This window comes from Egibacteraceae bacterium (assembly GCA_040905805.1).
Lineage (GTDB): Bacteria > Actinomycetota > Nitriliruptoria > Euzebyales > Egibacteraceae > DATLGH01.
Genome location: JBBDQS010000048.1, coordinates 129366 through 144619, shown reverse-complemented (window position 1 = coordinate 144619; position 15254 = coordinate 129366). Strand labels below are relative to the sequence as shown.

At 69.3% G+C, this 15254-nt stretch carries 21 protein-coding genes; 10 read left to right on the top strand and 11 right to left on the bottom strand.

The window, feature by feature from the left end:
* Positions 1-58: 58 nt before the first annotated feature.
* From WD250_06345 to gap, 5 genes are all read right to left on the bottom strand, one after another.
* Positions 59-676: a ferritin-like domain-containing protein gene (locus tag WD250_06345; GenBank protein MEX2619822.1), complete on the bottom strand. Its 618-nt coding sequence runs from the start codon at positions 674-676 to the stop codon at positions 59-61.
* Positions 669-905, bottom strand: a complete 237-nt coding sequence (locus WD250_06340; GenBank protein ID MEX2619821.1) for a hypothetical protein — start codon at positions 903-905, stop codon at positions 669-671. The genes WD250_06345 and WD250_06340 overlap by 8 nt, the downstream gene beginning before the upstream one ends.
* A 45-nt stretch (positions 906-950) precedes the next feature.
* Entirely contained in the window at positions 951-2000 is a 1050-nt protein-coding gene (locus WD250_06335; protein MEX2619820.1) for a class I fructose-bisphosphate aldolase, read from the bottom strand.
* A 145-nt stretch (positions 2001-2145) separates the two neighbouring features.
* Entirely contained in the window at positions 2146-2421 is a 276-nt protein-coding gene (locus WD250_06330) for a hypothetical protein (GenBank protein ID MEX2619819.1), read from the bottom strand.
* Between the two features lie 324 nt (positions 2422-2745).
* The gene (gap, locus tag WD250_06325; GenBank protein ID MEX2619818.1) at positions 2746-3840 is read right to left on the bottom strand and encodes a type I glyceraldehyde-3-phosphate dehydrogenase; all 1095 of its coding nucleotides are present in this window, start codon (positions 3838-3840) and stop codon (positions 2746-2748) included.
* A gap of 127 nt (positions 3841-3967) precedes the next feature.
* On the opposite strand from gap, the gene WD250_06320 reads away from it, so the two are divergent.
* Complete coding sequence (locus WD250_06320; GenBank protein MEX2619817.1) at positions 3968-4237, top strand: NifU N-terminal domain-containing protein; 270 nt, start codon at positions 3968-3970, stop codon at positions 4235-4237.
* Here the strand turns inward: WD250_06320 and WD250_06315 are convergent.
* The 5 genes from WD250_06315 to WD250_06295 form a co-directional block, all read right to left on the bottom strand.
* Positions 4225-4740, bottom strand: coding sequence for a hypothetical protein (locus tag WD250_06315; protein ID MEX2619816.1), 516 nt, complete (start codon positions 4738-4740; stop codon positions 4225-4227). The genes WD250_06320 and WD250_06315 overlap by 13 nt on opposite strands.
* 11 nt (positions 4741-4751) lie before the next feature.
* Entirely contained in the window at positions 4752-5315 is a 564-nt protein-coding gene (locus WD250_06310; GenBank protein MEX2619815.1) for a NifU family protein, read from the bottom strand.
* Positions 5316-5328: 13 nt separating this feature from the next.
* Positions 5329-5820, bottom strand: a complete 492-nt coding sequence (locus tag WD250_06305; protein MEX2619814.1) for a hydrogenase maturation protease — start codon at positions 5818-5820, stop codon at positions 5329-5331.
* 61 nt (positions 5821-5881) lie between these two features.
* The gene (locus tag WD250_06300; GenBank protein ID MEX2619813.1) at positions 5882-7765 is read right to left on the bottom strand and encodes a nickel-dependent hydrogenase large subunit; all 1884 of its coding nucleotides are present in this window, start codon (positions 7763-7765) and stop codon (positions 5882-5884) included.
* 58 nt (positions 7766-7823) lie between these two features.
* Positions 7824-8993, bottom strand: coding sequence for a hypothetical protein (locus tag WD250_06295; GenBank protein ID MEX2619812.1), 1170 nt, complete (start codon positions 8991-8993; stop codon positions 7824-7826).
* Positions 8994-9252: 259 nt separating this feature from the next.
* Here WD250_06295 and WD250_06290 point away from each other — a divergent pair, with 259 nt between their 5' ends.
* Positions 9253-9735: a hypothetical protein gene (locus WD250_06290; GenBank protein ID MEX2619811.1), complete on the top strand. Its 483-nt coding sequence runs from the start codon at positions 9253-9255 to the stop codon at positions 9733-9735.
* A gap of 62 nt (positions 9736-9797) precedes the next feature.
* Here the strand turns inward: WD250_06290 and WD250_06285 are convergent, their stop codons facing one another.
* Positions 9798-9965: a hypothetical protein gene (locus WD250_06285; protein MEX2619810.1), complete on the bottom strand. Its 168-nt coding sequence runs from the start codon at positions 9963-9965 to the stop codon at positions 9798-9800.
* A gap of 178 nt (positions 9966-10143) precedes the next feature.
* On the opposite strand from WD250_06285, the gene WD250_06280 reads away from it, so the two are divergent.
* The 8 genes from WD250_06280 to WD250_06245 all read left to right on the top strand — a co-directional run bounded on the left by WD250_06280 (position 10144) and on the right by WD250_06245 (position 15175).
* Positions 10144-10617 (top strand): hypothetical protein, encoded by a 474-nt coding sequence (locus WD250_06280; protein ID MEX2619809.1) that lies wholly within the window; start codon positions 10144-10146, stop codon positions 10615-10617.
* A gap of 406 nt (positions 10618-11023) precedes the next feature.
* On the top strand, positions 11024-12586 hold the full coding sequence (locus WD250_06275) for a nickel-dependent hydrogenase large subunit (GenBank protein ID MEX2619808.1): 1563 nt from the start codon (positions 11024-11026) through the stop codon (positions 12584-12586).
* Positions 12587-12703: 117 nt separating this feature from the next.
* On the top strand, positions 12704-12997 hold the full coding sequence (locus WD250_06270; protein MEX2619807.1) for a hypothetical protein: 294 nt from the start codon (positions 12704-12706) through the stop codon (positions 12995-12997).
* The gene (locus WD250_06265; protein MEX2619806.1) at positions 12994-13254 is read left to right on the top strand and encodes a hypothetical protein; all 261 of its coding nucleotides are present in this window, start codon (positions 12994-12996) and stop codon (positions 13252-13254) included. Before WD250_06270 ends, WD250_06265 begins: the two co-directional genes overlap by 4 nt.
* A 4-nt stretch (positions 13255-13258) precedes the next feature.
* Positions 13259-13528, top strand: a complete 270-nt coding sequence (locus WD250_06260) for a hypothetical protein (GenBank protein ID MEX2619805.1) — start codon at positions 13259-13261, stop codon at positions 13526-13528.
* A 38-nt stretch (positions 13529-13566) separates the two neighbouring features.
* Complete coding sequence (locus WD250_06255; protein ID MEX2619804.1) at positions 13567-13974, top strand: hypothetical protein; 408 nt, start codon at positions 13567-13569, stop codon at positions 13972-13974.
* 23 nt (positions 13975-13997) lie between these two features.
* A complete protein-coding gene (locus WD250_06250) occupies positions 13998-14375 on the top strand; it encodes a helix-turn-helix transcriptional regulator (protein MEX2619803.1) in 378 nt (125 codons plus the stop codon).
* Complete coding sequence (locus WD250_06245) at positions 14372-15175, top strand: AAA family ATPase (GenBank protein ID MEX2619802.1); 804 nt, start codon at positions 14372-14374, stop codon at positions 15173-15175. Before WD250_06250 ends, WD250_06245 begins: the two co-directional genes overlap by 4 nt.
* Positions 15176-15254: the final 79 nt, after the last annotated feature.

Below are 15254 nucleotides of genomic sequence, written 5' to 3'. Positions count from 1 at the left end.
ACCCGGCACAGCGGAGCATCGCCTCCGCTGGCGCTCCGGCGATTCACGTCTCAGGACACTAGGCCGCCGCGATGACGCGGGAGCACGCACGGTCGAAGAGCCCGACGCCGGCCAGGCCAGGCAGGGCGTGCACGACGTTGTCCATCTCCGTGATGGCACCCCGGCCGTCCTGGCCGCCGAAGAGCTCGGCGATGACGAAGTCGGTCTCGGCCTGGGGGCGCACGCCGGTGCCCACCGGGGACCAGAGGTGCTCCAGGACCCACCGCGTCACCTTCTGTGCCCGCGCGCTCTCGGCCAGCCGTAGCCGCGCCTGGGCGCGGTAGAACGCGAAGTGGCGCCGCTCGTCCTTGACGATACGCTCCAGCAGGTCGCGCAGCACCGGATGCTCCGTGTTGGCGATCATGCGGTGGTACCCGGTCAGCGTCGACAGCTCGTTGACCGCACCCCAGGTCATGTGCGCCGCCACGAAGTCCCGCGACAGCCCCGACGCCGCCATGATCGCGAGGTGGGAGACGATCCCCCCGCGAGCGGCTGCACGACGGATCCACGCATTGCGTGCCCGGCGCGACGGGTAGGAGTCGGTGGCCGTGACCGCCTGGCGGTCGGGCCCCAGTGCATAGCCGGCCTCTCCGAGGAAACGGCTGAACGCCTCCCCGTGCCACAGCTCCTCATACACCCAGATACACCCAGCACGACAGGAAGGCCGTCACGTCCGGCTCCAGCGCAGCCCGGGTGGACAGCAGGTCACGCAGGTAGACGACGGTGTGCGACTCGACGTCCATCATGTAGGCCAGACACCGGGCCTCGCCGGTCCGCAGCGGATGACGCGCCACCGCGGACCAGTCGAGATCCTCGACGTCGAGCTTGCGGGACTTGCGCAAGTAGCGATCGAGGTCGAAGTCCATGCTGGTACTTCGACGCCGACCCCCTGTCGGGTGGGAGGCGGGCCCCTACGCGGGTGCGGGTTCGCGCTCCATCTTCGCGGTGTACTTCCCGTCGCGGGCGGCCGCGTTGCAGCGTGCCCGGTGGGCGAGCGCCTCCTGCGCGGGTGCCACGTTCGCGTCCTCGCCGCGCCAGGTCTCCAGCGCGGTGGCGAGCAGGGCGCGCCCGTAGGAGAAGCTCAGCTCCCACGGCTGGTCGCCGCGGTTGTTGAGCTCGTTCAGGTGCTCGGCAGCGAGCTCGTCGGACTGGCCGCCAGAGAGGAAGGCGATGCCCGGCACGGCCGCGGGAACGACGCGGTGGAAGGTGCGCAGGGTGGCCGTGGCCACCTCCTCCACGGACGCCTGCTGGGGTGCGGCGGCACCGGACAGGACCATGTTGGGCTTCAGCACCATCCCCTCGAGGGAGACGCGCTGTCCGGCGAGCTCGTTGAACACCGCGCGCAGGGTGGCGGTCGTGACCTCCTCGCACCGGTCGATGTCGTTGTCGCCATCCATCAGGACCTCGGGCTCGACGATCGGCACGATCCCGGCCTCCTGGCACAGCGCCGCGTAGCGCGCCAGCGCGTGGGCGTTGGCCTGGAGGCACTGGGTGGTCGGCATCCCCTCGGCGATGGTGATCACCGCGCGCCACTTGGCGAAGCGCGCCCCCATCTCGGCGTACTCGTGAAGGCGCTCGCGCAGGCCGTCGAGGCCCTCCGTCACCTTCTCGTCGGGCGAGCCGGCCAGCGGCTTCGCGCCGGTGTCGACCTTGATCCCCGGCAGGACCCCGGCCTGCGTCGCGACCTCGGCGAACCCCCTGCCGTCGGACACCGTGGAGCGGATGGTCTCGTCGTAGAGGATCACGCCGCTGATCCACTGCCCGATGTTCGGGGTGGTCATGATGAGCTCGCGCCAGGCCCCCCGGCTGTCGGCTGTCGCGGGCACACCGACAGCTTCGAGGCGCTGGGACATGGTCCCGCTGCTCTCGTCGGCCGCCAGGATGCCCTTGCCGGGCGCCACCATGGCAGCCGCCGTGGCCTCGAGGTCGTGGTGGTGGTCGTGGTGGGTCACTGTGGTCACTCTCCCTCGCCGTGTGAGCGACGACCGTACGGTCCCGCTACCGTCGCGGCTTCCCCTGGAGGAATCGACTGGAGGGTCGCCCCCCGGGGAAGCCGGACCTGGCGTCGGCGATCTTAACCCGCGGCGGCGGGGCCGTGCACCGTGACTACCGCTGGGTGGACGACCGTGGTGAGTGCGGCCGCTCCTCGTTGACCTTCTTGTCCGGGTCAGACCGGCCGCCGAAGTCGTCCTTGTCGCTGTCCCAGGGCGCCTTGTCGGCCATCTCGGCGGTGACCTGGTCACCTTCCGGATGCGAGCCGCTGAGGGCGTCGCGGTCCATGCTGTCGTCGACCGCTGGCTCGACCCACTCGCTCTTGGGCTCGTCGTCGATGTCAGTACGCGTGCGGTCGGGGTTGGCGGATGCGCGGGTGCGTTCACTCATAGCACGTTCCTTCGAGTCCATAGGGGGCTGTCGGTCGACCATCGTGGTGACCGAACAGTGGGCTCCCGGTCGCCCATTGATGTACCCCGTGTCCCGACCGATGAACCTGTCCGACTGACCGCCCGGGCCCTGGCGACCGCCCGGGCCTCTTCCACGTCCGTCAACCGTCTGTTCAGTATTGGGCCGATAATTCCCACTAGACCGTGAAGGTTTTATGGAGCACTCTGGGGTTGTCCCGCAAATCTCCAGATCCGTTCGGTGCGGTCACGCGTCGCTTCAGAGCCGTGGCCGCACCGGGCGCCAACGTCACGCGGGCGGGCGGGCCTAGGACGTCGGTTGCGCGACGACGGCCGCCACCCGCCGCCCGGGGACCGCGCCCACGACCCGCTGCGGCCGATCACGCGTGGCGCGCGTCCCGGCGAGCATACGCACGAGGTCGACCACCCGAGCGGCATACCCGGCCTCGTTGTCGTACCAGCCGAGCACCTTGAACTGGTTGCCCGCCGCGCCCCGGGTCGAGTCGAGGTCGACCGTGCACGAGTGCCGGTCGCCCACGTAGTCACAGCTCACCAGCGGCTCGCCGCTGACCGCCAGGACCCCCGCCCACGGTGGGTCCTCGCTGGCGGCGGTGAACGCGTCGTTGATCTCCTCCACCGTGGTACGCCGCTCCAGCACGACGGAGAGGTCGGTCAGTGACACATCCGGCACCGGAACGCGCACCGCGATACCCACCAGCATGCCCGCGATCTCGGGCATGACCTTGTCGATCGCCTTGGCCGCCCCGGTCCTGGTGGGCGTCATGTTCATGCTCGCCGCCCGACCGCGACGCGGATCGTCGTGAATGGCGTCGTGGATCTCCTGGTCGCGCGTGAACGCATGGATGGTGGTGACCAGCCCCCCGACGACGCCGAAGGCCTCATGCAGCACCTTCGCCATCGGCGCGAGGCAGTTCGTGGTGCACGACGCCGCCGACACCACGTGGTCGGTCTCGGGGTCGTAGGTGTCGTCGTTGACGCCGACGACGGCGGTCAGCTCGACGTTGCGCGCAGGAGCGGTGATGAGCACCTTGCGCGCCCCCGCATCGAGGTGCGCCGCCGCCCCCTCCAGGTGGTTGAAGCTGCCGGTCGCCTCGATCACGACATCGACCCCCATCGCTGACCACGGCAGCTTGCGGGGGTCGCGCTCGGTCAGGACATCGATGCGCCGCCCTTGCACCAGGAGGTGGTCGTCACCGTGCGCGACGTCGCCGCTGAACCGCCCGTAGATCGAATCGTAGAAGAAGAGCTGAGCAAGGCTCGACGGCCGACCACGCCCGCTGTTGACCGCCACCACCGCGACGTCTCGGTCGTCGGCGAGCTGGCGCAAGACCTGCCGGCCGATCCGGCCGAACCCGTTGATGGCGACGCGAGCGCTTGTCACACCGTCAGTGTGCGCCAGACCGACCCCGCCGGCCTCCACCCGACGGGGGAGCCACGGGGGTGAACCGACCCACCTGGGGATGAGCTGGGCGCGACAGGGACGACCCGGCCCGCTAGGCTCCACCGACGTGACCGTCGACATCAGCATCCAAGACACCCCGAACCCGGACGCGCGGCGCTTCGTGCTGGACAAGCCCGTGCAGGAAGAGCCCCGGGGACGGTTCTTCACCGACCCCGCGGCCACCGATGACGCGCTCGCGAAGGCGCTCCTCGAGCTCGAGGGGGTCTCGGGGGCGATGCTGCTGCCCACGTCGGTGACGGTCAACAAGGACGCGGGCGCGTCCTGGGACCAGGTGGAGCCGGCGGCCCGCGCCGCGCTGGAGGCCTACTTCGCCTGAGCCGTCTCGGGGACGAGGTGGTCGGCAACCCGCAGCGCGTACCCCTTGATGACCCACCAGGCGAGATACTCGGTGATGTCGTCGCTGTTCTCCCCCGCGCGACCCTCGACCACGGCGTCCAGGGTGCCGAGCCGGCGCTCCAGCTCCCCCATGATCAGGTGGTCGAGCGCATCGATGACGCGTTCCTCGGGGTACAGCAGGTAGGCTTCGGCACCCTCGGTGCGGATCAGCTGGGTGATGTGACTGGCCGCCGCGTCGAAGTCGTCTGGCAGCGGCTCGGGGGGCGTGTCGATGATCCGGCCGGTGTCCTGCTCCTCGACGCAGCGCAGGCAGTACCCGACGGTGATGGCGTTGCCGGCCCAGATCCCGAGCTCCTCCGCGGGCTGTGCCTTGCGCTCGTGCGTGACCCGGGCGTTCAGGTACCGGTAGGCGCGCGGGGTGAACGGGTGGGTCTGCCCGAGCGCCCGGGTCCGGAAGATGAGCCCCTCGGGATCGAGCACCACGTCATCGCCTCCTAATCCCGCTTGAGCGACTGGATCTGCAGCAGCTGCTGCGGCGCCGGCTCCGAGACGGGCTCGTCCTCGCCGGCGACCTTGAGGGCCCGGAAGTCCGGCCAGCGGTCCCGCAGGATCTGCTCGACACCCTGGGTGAGGGTCACCATGCTGGAGGGACAGCCGTCGCAGGCGCCCATCAGGGAGAGCGTCACCACGCCGCCGTCGATCTCGACCAGCTCCATCTCCCCGCCGTGGGTGTGCACGTAGGGGCGGATCTCCTCCAACGCCTCCTCGACGAGGGCACTGGCATCGCCACCGTCCTCGTCGTCGGCGAGGTACGTGTCGAGCAGGTGCGCGACCACCGGGTCCTCGCGTGCGGCGTCCAGCGCTTCCGGGGGCAGGGAGGTCACGAGACGGGTCAGCCCTTCGCGGTGCCAGGCCTCCAGGTAGTCCAGCAGCTCCAGGACGGGGCCCCGCAACTCCGAGGTGGAGCTGTCGACCTCCTCCACGAGCGAGGCCATCTGGCTGAGCATGTCGTCGTAGTCGACTTCTTCGGGATCCATCGTTCCCTCGCTGTCATCCACGCTCCGAGGGTCGTCATTCCCAGGGTCGCGCGGCCTCGTCGTGAACCATCTTGCGGACCGGCTCGAAGCTTGCTTCGACCGCCGGTGAGAACACCGTGCCGAACGCTTCGTCCACTGCCTCGACCTCGATGCACACGGCGTCGGCGGGCAGACCCTTGTAGTAGCGGGCCACCATCAAGGTGCAGTCGACGTCGATCACGCCGCCGGCTGCCTCGCCGAGGCGGCCGGCTAGCACCTCGAGGTCTATGTCGTCCGCATCCTGGTCCAGTGTATAGCGCCGGATGGTCCCTGGCGGGTCCCCACGCGGGTACGCCGCGACGAAGATGACCCGGTCGGGCTCGACCTCCTGCAACTGGTGCAGGACGCGGTGTGCAGCCTCGGCCGAGTCGCGCAGGAGCACCCCCTCAGGCCAGTCCGCCTCCAGGTACCGGCGGACGAACTGCGGTCCGAAGTCCAGATCGCCGAGAAAGGGGTTGCCGATGCCCCCCACGAAGATCTTCCGCACGGATACGGGATCCTCGTGGGGGGCGCCGGTCGAATGTGGTGATGAAACTAGGGCTCGTCCCTCATTCCAGCGTGCAGGAGCACGAGTTCACCTCGCGGGTGATGACGCCCTTGCCGGTATCGACATGCGTCGTACACGGCATGCACGGGTCGAAGCTGCGGATCGTGCGCAGGATGTCGATGCCCTTGAGGTTATCGTCGGCGTTCTGCTCCAGCAACGGGGTGCCGATGACGGCCTGCTCGTAGGGACCGGGCTGGCCCCAGGGATCGTAGGGCGAGGCGTTGATCGTCGACGGGGTCGAGATCTGGTAGTTGACGATGCGACCCTTGTCGATCTCCATGTGGTGGCTGATCCAGCCGCGGCCGGCCTCCCACAGACCCACGCCGAGACGGTGGTCCTTGGGGACCTTGAACTGGGTGTAGGCCTTGGTCTCGCCACGACGCCAGTAGTCGTAGGCCTCCATCAGCACGGTCAGGCACGTCGCGGCCTGCCAGCCCACCGAGTACGCCCGGGCGCGGTTGCGCTCGAACGCGTTCATGCGCTCGGGCACCTTCCAGAACAGGTGCGTCTCCGGCAGCTCGCCCCGGATCAGGTTGATGTTCAGCCCGTCACCGGTCGACTCGACGAAGTCGCTCGGGCGGATCTTCTGCGCCAGCGCGGTCACCCACATGCGCCCGTAGACGCCGGTCTCGAAGACCTGGCGGTCCCAGCGCGGGGTGCAGTCCCAGGTGTACTTCTCCTTGAAGCTGCGGGCGCCGGGCTTGGGGATCGTGATCTTGTTCCACGGGTGGTAGGGCGACGCGGGCGCGCCGTTGGGCAGCGTCTGGAACTTCTGGCTGCCGCCCACCCACTCCTCGTAGAAGGAGTGCTCGACGAACTCCTCGTAGCCTGCGTCGATCTGCTGCAGGTCGGTGGTGACCAGCTCGCCGTTGATGACCGCGCCGGGGGTGCACCACCGCCGCTCGCCCCACTTGCCCATGTTGGCGTAGGTCTCGTCGTAGGCCTCGGGGTCGTCCCACGCGCCGAGCTGCACGATGTTGGTCGGGCGGTGGCCGACGTCGGCGTAGCGGGGGTTGCACTCCAGGAAGAAGTCCAAGACGTCGTTCCACCAGCCCTGGACCCGCTTGGCGTAGTCGATGAACTTCATCAGCCGCGAGTTGTACTCGTTGAAGGTGGAGGTGGTGATGGTGGTGGTGACCCCGCCGGGTACGAGCGTGGAGGGGTGGGGGAACTTGCCGTAGAACAGGTTCACCATCTCGCGGCCGAGGCGGGTCATCTGGATGGCTTCGAGGTAGATCTTGCCCGTCAGGGGCGCCATGGCGTCCATGATGTCTTTGATCGTCTCGTAGCCGTGCAGCCCCGAGTTGGGCGCGAGGGTCTTCTCGGCCTTGCGCACGATCTCGGGATTGGTGACCTCCACCAGCGGCGTGGAGTAGTCCGGGCCGCTCAGCAGACCCAGGTGGATCGGCGCGTCGTAGAGCATCTCGGCCAGCTCACCGAGGTTGCGCGCCAGGACGCCCATCGGCGGGGGCTTCACCCCGAAGGCCATGTCCATGCACTGCGCCGAGGTGGTCGCGTGCACACCACCGCACACCCCGCAGGCCCGCGACGTCAGGTCGATCGAGTCGCGGGGGTCGCGGCCTTCGAGGATGAGCTCGTAGCCGCGGAACAGCATCGCCATGGAGTGGCACTCGACCGCTTCGCGCTTCTCCAGATCCAGCTGCACGTGGACCGCCAGGGCACCGGCGACCCGGGTGATCGGGTCGATCATCCAGTCGCGGACCTGGGGCTCGGTGGCCACCGCACCGCCGGCGACGCGGGCGGTCTTGGTCTTGGTGAAGCCCTTGGGCTTGCTTCCGTCGATCGACCAGGGGTTGGCCAGGCCTTCCTTCAGGCTGGCCTTTCCCTGGTCGTCGAACTCAACGGGCAGGTTCTTGAAACACATGTGGGGCTCCCTGTGTTCTCAGTGGCGCCTCCGCGACGCCAGCACTTCTCCGTTTACATCACGTCTTGTTCGCCCGCTGCCGGGCGCGGTAGGCCTTGTAGAACAGCTTCTTCGCCTGGCCCGGCTCGGACCGGTACCGCGCCCACCCGGAGGGGGCACCGTCCTCGGTCCAGCGGGTGGTCATGTTCTTGTCCTCCATCGTGAGACGACGCATCCGGCGGATCGCGCCTCCGACGACCTTGGAGGCGCTGCTGGACACGAACGAGCCCGGCGACGACGCGTAGATCGGCGCGAACTTGTCCGGGAATCCCGGCATCGTGCAGCCGATGCAGATGCCGCCCATGTTCATGCAGCCGCCGGTGCCGTTGACGATGCCGCGCTCGGCGATGTTGCACTGCACGACCGGGCCCCAGCAGCCCAGCTCCACGAGGCATTCCTTGTCGCCGTACTCCTCAGCGAACACACCCTCCTCGTAGTAGCCCGCCCGCGGACAGTGGCGGTGCACCGTCTCACCGAAGAGCCATGCCGGCCTGCCGAGCTCGTCGAACTCCGGCAGCGGTGCGAGACCCTGCAGGAACAGGATCACCGCCGCGGCCGTCTCCATGAAGTTGTCACCGACCGGCGAGCAACCGGGGACGTTCACGACGGGCACGCCGAACGCGGAGCGGTAGTCGCGACCGAGGAAGTCCATGACCCCCATCGACCCGGTGATGTTGCCCTCTGCGCCGGGGATCCCACCCCAGGTCGCGCACGTGCCGATGGCGACGACGGCGGCGGCCTTGGGGGCAAGACGCTTCATCCACTCGGCGGACGTGATCGGCTGTCCGGTGGCCACGTCGTCGCCGAGACCCATGAAGAAGCCATCGCCGGACTTGGTCTCGTCGAACATGCTCCCTTCCCAGGTGATGACGAAGGGGGCGTCGAGCTCGCCGCGCTCGGCCATGAAGAGGTTCTCGATCCACTCGGGACCGGACTCGGTGGAGACGACGGTGTGGATCAGCTCCAGCCGCGGGAGACCCGGCACGATGCCGTTCAGCAGGTGCTCCACCGGAGGGTTCGTCGCGCCGGCGACGGCGATGGTGCAGCCGTCGCAGGACCCGCCGACCATCCAGATCAGGTACAGCTTGTCGAGCGGACCGAGGCGCATCTGGTTGGGAGGCTCGGTCGACGGAACCCTGCTGCGCATCGCGATTGGCGCGAACGGGTCGTAGTCGGAAAGTTCACTCACCGGGCGGCCGGTGGAGGTGCCTGGGCCGGTCATAAATGCGCCCTTCTACCCTGCTCGGGTTTTGATCGTCGTGGCTGCTGAGTCTGACGGCAGTCGTGTCTCTGGGGCTGCTGGTGGTGCCCGACGTCTACTAGATGACGGTAACAGGTAGGTCGCCGACGTCAAGGGTCTAGTCATGATTCGATCCCCAGGGTACCGTCGGATTGCCCGGAACGGAGACCGAATCTTGCGTCTGGGCTCGCTCGGGAAGGAGGCATCGATGTCCGATCTGCCGCTGCCGCACCCATTCGGGGCCCCGCGCGGCCCCGAGGTGACCACCCCGGACCTGTTCGCGCGATGGGTCGGCGGGTCCACCGCCGGCGTCTCCCCCGACGCGCACCTCGAGGGGTGCCTGCTGCTGGCCGGCGACCATCCGCTGGCCATCCGCATCGAGGGCGCGGTGCTGGTGCGCGACCACCTGCCCGATGCCGTCCACGCGCTCCGCGGAGCGCTTGAGCGCTTCCTCGAGACGCAGGGCCTGGCACTGATCGAGCAGGATGCGCCGCTCGGCGCCCTCGTGGGCATCGAGGTGTCCGGCCTGCGGGGCGATGCGTGGAGCCTGTGGGCCCGCGATCCCGACGAGGGCCACGCTGCGCTCGTGCAGCGGGCAGCCGCCGACATGCCCGGCCTCCTCGACGGCGACGAGGCTCGACGCCGCGCGGAGGTGGACGCCACGCTCGCCGAGATCGAGCGACACCTGTGAGGGCGGCCGCGAGGATCGTGAGCCCGACCGGGTCACGATCCCTGCGGCGACCTCTCAGGGACCTAGTAGTTCGCCTTCAGCAGGCGCAGGGGGATGCCGTCGTGGGTGGGGCAGAAGCCGTCCTGCTTGGTCTTGGTGGTGCAACCGGGGACCGTGCACACGTACGCGCCTCGATTCGGCTTGGTGTACCGCTCCAGGAGCTTGACCCGTGCTGCTGACTTCGTCTTCATGTGGCCACCTTTCGCGCATCGCTCTCGCCTGACGAGCATCGAGCCTTGTGGACGGGGTGCCGAGCCGGCGGCTGCCGGCGGGGCTTGCGCCGCCTTGGCTACATGATACCGGCACTGAGCGTCCCGGAGTAGCCCCACTTCTGGATGCGCGTCCCCCACCGTGCGTATTCTGCACGTCATGACCCCGGGAAGCGACATCCTCCAACGCGTCCAGACCGCCCAGGCAGAGCTGGGGACCGGTGATGCGTCCGACGCACTCGAGATGGTGGAGCCGCTCCTCGAGGAGACCGCCGAGGCGCTGGCGGCCTTCGACTTCCTGTCCCGCTCCCCCAAGGACCGCCAGTTGGTCGTCCAGGCGTTCTGCTACGCCCGGGTGACCGCGGTCCTCGCGCTGGAGTCGGCCGGGGCGGAGACGGCGGTGCGCCGCATCCGGGCGCTCGCCGCCGAAGCGCGGGATGTGGCGGCCGAGGGCAACGACGCGTGGAAGGTGCTGTGCGCGGCGGCGGAGATGCTGAGCCGCGCCGGTGACGCCGAAGGGGCCGCCTCAGCCGTCACCGCCGCCGCGCAGCTGGCACCGGAGGAGGAGGAGTACGTCCGCCAGCTCCGAGGCAGCATCCGCTCGATGTTCCCCGCGGCGTTCCCGAAGACCTAGCCGCCGCGAGCGCCCTGCCCGATCGAGCCCGCTCGGGTCCCCGATGGGGTGGTGTATCGCCTATACCGGGCATACCGTGATGCCGACCCGCACCGGTAGATGTAGGCGACAGGGTGCGCAGCGCGGCTAGGTGGAGATCCCACCTATTGAGCCGGCTCCGTTTCGCGCCCACCATGCCGGTTGACGCGTCGATGGGTCTCCCCGCCGGCGTGACACCGGAAAGCGCGAATCCACGGCCCACGGAAAGGCACTGCAGATGGCGGCTCCCGCGACGACGATCCCAGAGCGGCGGGAGGGCAGCACACAGGCTGCCCGCGCGACATCGCTCATCGACCCGATGACCCGAGTCGGTGGCGGCTTAGGGGTCCGGGTCGAGACGCAGGGATCGACGATCACTGACGCGCACGTGTCAGGGACGCAGTTCCGCGGCTACGAGCCGATCCTTCTGGGTCGCGACCCCCACGACGTGATGGCGCTGGTCTCCCGCGTGTGCGGCTGGTCCGGCTCCCAGAGCCAGACGAGCTCGTCCATCGCCCAGGAGATGGCCTGGGGGTGCCCTCCCCCGCCGATGGCGCTCGCCCTGCGCGGCATCGCGCAGGCGACCGAGGCGATCTGGCTGCACGCCGCACACCTCGCGGTGCGCGCGGGCCCCGACTACTCCGCCGCCGTGGTGCGCAAGACGACGCCGTGGGTGTGGGACCTCGCCCAGCGCACGCAGGCTCCGGGTTTCAAGACCCACGGCTACCGCACCATCGGCCGGATCATGGAAGAGCTCACCTACGTGCACGGCAGGTACTGGTGGGACACCATCCCCGCGGGCCGCAAGGTCCTGCAGATGATCAACCTGACGTACGGCAAGTACCCGCACCCCTCGGTGCTCAGCCCGGGCGGGGTGGGCTCCACCCTCACGGTGGGCAACTTCACCGCCTACTACACGCGCCTGTACCAGTCGGTGGACTACGTCAAGGAGGTCATCGCGATCTGGGACGACCTGATCGACTTCCTCTACGAGGCCGATCCCCGCTTCGCCGAGCAGGGTGAGCGGCCCGCCAGCTTCATCCACGCCGGCGCCTGGGACCACAACGCCGAGGAAGGCTACGACGGCAGCTGGGCCGGGCTCGACTACGACGCCCGGCGGCGCCTGGCCCCGACGGGGGTCATGATCGACGGCTCGCTGGTCACCGACCGCCTGAGCGAGGTCAACGCGGGCATCGGGGAGTCGGTCCGCCACTCCTTCTACCAACCATGGGAGACCACCGGTCGCACCGACCCGAGCGGTGGGTCGCTGCCGGCCAACCACCCGTGGAACAAGACCACGATCGCCGCCCCCGGTCCACGGGACTGGGACGGCGCGTACTCGTGGGCCACGGCGCCGCGGTGGAACGGCCACGTGGTCGAGAGCACGCCGCTCGGCCGGCTGTGGCTGGCCGCGATGCGGACGGACTTCCCGCCCAACGACTACATCGAGCCCACCGGGACGAGCCTCAAGATCCTCGTCCCCGAGAACTTCCTGCCCGAGACCATCGTCGAGTGGCACATCCCCAAGCGGGTCAACACCCTCGAGCGGCTGCGGGCCGACGCGTACGGCGTGGCGTTCTCCGGCCTGTGCGCCGCGCTGTGCGTGCTCGACGGCTTCACCCTCCTGCGGCGGATCAAGACCAACGTCTCCAACGGTTGGAGCATCCCGAAGGAGGAGTGCGCCGGCATCAGCCTCTGGGACTCGGGCCGCGGCATGAACGGCCACTGGTTCCGCCAGAACGCCAAACGCCGGGTGGACACCCTGCAGATCGTGGGCCCGTCGACGTGGAACTGCTCCCCACGGGACGACGCCGGTGTCCCCGGTCCCCTCGAGGAGGCGCTCATCGGCACCCCGATCATCGAGGAGCCGGCCGACGGGAAGCGCACTGGCATCGACGCCATCCGCACCATCCACGGCTTCGACCCCGGCATGACCGAGGCCACGCACTAGCACGACGTCTGGCACGACGTCTGGCACACATAAAGACTAGTGGACCGTACGTGAGCGTTACATATACTCTTGGGGAAAGGACATCGATCGGGCGACCGCGAACGCGAGGAGGGCGCCATGAGCGCTGGCTGGGTCATCGGCTTCACCGTCGGTGGGGCGGTCGTGGTGGTCGTCGTGGTGCTCCTCCTGCTCATGATCGTGGGGGTGCGCACGACCGCTACCAGGGCTGAGGCGATCCTCGACGCGCTGCACGCCGGGCGTGACAACACCCAGGGCCTGTGGGAGGTCGAGCGCACCAATCTGGCCGTGACCCGCATCGTGGTCGCCGCGACGACCATCCGGCGGGCGCTGGCCGGGGAGCCGGCAGAGACCGGGGAGGCTGAGCACAGCGAGGATGCGGTGGAATCATGACGGACGAGGCCCTCTGGATGGTCGCCCTCGGCCTCGGGGGCGTCGTCGCCGTGGTAGCGGTTGTCCTGCTGCAGGTCTTCCTCGGCTACCTCCGACGGGTGGAGCGGGGTGCCGAGGCGATATGGGAGGCCGGCAAGCAGGTCGCCCGCAACACCTCCACCACCTGGATGCTGACGCAGACGTCCGAGCGGCTGGACGAGCTCACCGCGGAAGCCATCCGCCACGACGAGTTCCTCCGGTCTGCGAGGGGGGGGTGAGCCCGTGCGCACGACGCTGGTGGTCCTGACCGCTTTCGAGATCGCGCTGGTGGTCGCGGTCCTCGCGGTCTACCTCGTCAAGATCGGCCGCTCGCTGCAGGCGACAGCAGGGTACCTTGGGAGGACGAACTTCGGTGTGCGAGCCATCGAGTCGCAGTGCGAACCGATCGGCCCGTCAATCACCCGGATCAACCGGCAGCTCACGACCATCGGCGCGGCGCTCGCGAACGTCGCGGACGAGGCCGAGCGGCTCACCGGGGAACCGATCAGCTAGCACGCAAGACCGTCGAGCGGTGCGAGGAGTGAAGATCCGTGGCTGAACTGCAGACCCCCAAGTCCGAAGCCCTGCGTGCCCTGTTCTGGCGCAGCGAGATCCTCCAGGTGATGTTCTGGCTGCGTGGCGAGGGGCTCGGTGATGTCGTGACGCCGCGCCTGCTGGAGCGCTTCCTCGGCGTCGGCTCGGAGATCGGCGTCACCTACCTCGACCGGCTGGTCGAGGAGGGCTACCTGGAGCGCACCGAGAGTGGATTCACCCTCTCGCCACAGGGCACCGAGGAGGGGGCCGCGGAGTTCGCGTCCTCCTTCGCCGACCTCACCCGCCCGACACACGGCGAGTGCAGCGCCGACTGCTGGTGCCACGCCTCCCCCGACGAGGCGGACGCCTGCGCGGCGGCACGCGGAGAGCACAGCCACGAGCACGAGCACGAGCACGAGCACTAGACGCCGACAGCTGGGGATCGCTGATGTCAACGTCACGCATAGACGACGCGCCCGGGGGGCTTCCCCGGAACTACCTGCGGCCGTGCTTGCTGCTGCTGCTCGGTGAGGGTGCCTCGCACGGCTACGAGCTCCTGGAGCAGGTCAGCGTCCTGGGCATGGAGAAGGCCGACCCGGGCGGGCTGTACCGCACGCTGCGCGCCATGGAGCAGGAGCAGCTCGTCCGCTCCTGGTGGGAGCACTCCGATTCCGGCCCCGCCCGGCGCACCTACGACCTCACCGAAGAGGGGCGGGACTGGCTGCACGCGTGGGCCGGATCCCTGCGCGAGGTCCACCGGCTGCTCGGCATGTACCTGGTCCGCTACGAGACGCTGGTCGATCGCGTCCACTCGACACAGCTATGAGGATCGCGCTCGCCGGCAAGGGTGGCGCCGGCAAGACCACCATCTCTGCCACGCTCGCGCGGACGCTCGCGCGCGGCGGCTGGCCCGTCGTCGGCATCGACGCCGACAGCAACCCGAACCTGTCGCTTGCGCTCGGCGTGGACCGGGAGACCGCCGCGCAAGTTGGTGGCATGCCCACCGCGCTCGTGTCCCGGCGTCTGGGCGGGACCGCGTTGACCACCACGGTGGATGACGCCCTGGAGCAGCACGCGACGCTGGCCCCAGACGGGGTGCGGGTCGTGCTGATGGGCATGCCCGCGCACGCCGACGAAGGCTGCCTGTGCTCTGCGCACGCGGTGGTGGGCGCCCTGCTGGGCGACCTCGGCATGCGGCGGGAGATCGCCACGATCATGGACATGGAGGCGTCGCCGGAGCACCTCAGCCGTGGGACCGCGCGCCACGTGGACCAGCTGCTCCTCGTGACCGAGCCCTACTACCGCTCGCTGGAGACGGCACGGCGCATGGCGGTCCTCGCCGAGGAGCTGCAGATCCCCCGGGTCGCCGTCCTCGGTAACAAGGTCCGTTCGGAGGGCGATGCGGAGGCCATCGGCGCCTTCTGCGAGCGCCATTCCCTGGAGCTCGCCGCCTACGTGCCCTGGAGTGACGCGGTCACCGAAGCCGACTCGGCCGGCACCCCGTTGATCGAGCAGGCCCCGGACGGGCCGGCCGCCCAGGCCGTCGCCGCCCTCGCGCGCTCGCTCCAGGAGTACGACGAAGCGCACGGGTCGCACGCCGTCCGCGAAGAGGTCGACGCCCGCTAGCCTCGTCGTCCTGAGACGTGAATCGCCGGAGCGCTAGCGGAGGCGATGCTCCGCTGTGCCGGGTGTGGGGGGGGGGGCC

What these genes read in the sequence shown, in the direction of transcription:
- WD250_06340 (MEX2619821.1), bottom strand. Translation starts at nt 905, where the DNA reads ATGGACTTCGACCTCGATCGCTACTTGCGCAAGTCCCGCAAGCTCGAC.
- WD250_06330 (MEX2619819.1), bottom strand. Translation starts at nt 2,421, where the DNA reads ATGAGTGAACGCACCCGCGCATCCGCCAACCCCGACCGCACGCGTACT.
- WD250_06300 (MEX2619813.1), bottom strand. Translation starts at nt 7,765, where the DNA reads ATGTGTTTCAAGAACCTGCCCGTTGAGTTCGACGACCAGGGAAAGGCC.
- WD250_06290 (MEX2619811.1), top strand. Translation starts at nt 9,253, where the DNA reads ATGTCCGATCTGCCGCTGCCGCACCCATTCGGGGCCCCGCGCGGCCCC.
- WD250_06285 (MEX2619810.1), bottom strand. Translation starts at nt 9,965, where the DNA reads ATGAAGACGAAGTCAGCAGCACGGGTCAAGCTCCTGGAGCGGTACACC.
- WD250_06280 (MEX2619809.1), top strand. Translation starts at nt 10,144, where the DNA reads ATGACCCCGGGAAGCGACATCCTCCAACGCGTCCAGACCGCCCAGGCA.
- WD250_06270 (MEX2619807.1), top strand. Translation starts at nt 12,704, where the DNA reads ATGAGCGCTGGCTGGGTCATCGGCTTCACCGTCGGTGGGGCGGTCGTG.
- WD250_06265 (MEX2619806.1), top strand. Translation starts at nt 12,994, where the DNA reads ATGACGGACGAGGCCCTCTGGATGGTCGCCCTCGGCCTCGGGGGCGTC.
- WD250_06250 (MEX2619803.1), top strand. Translation starts at nt 13,998, where the DNA reads ATGTCAACGTCACGCATAGACGACGCGCCCGGGGGGCTTCCCCGGAAC.
- WD250_06245 (MEX2619802.1), top strand. Translation starts at nt 14,372, where the DNA reads ATGAGGATCGCGCTCGCCGGCAAGGGTGGCGCCGGCAAGACCACCATC.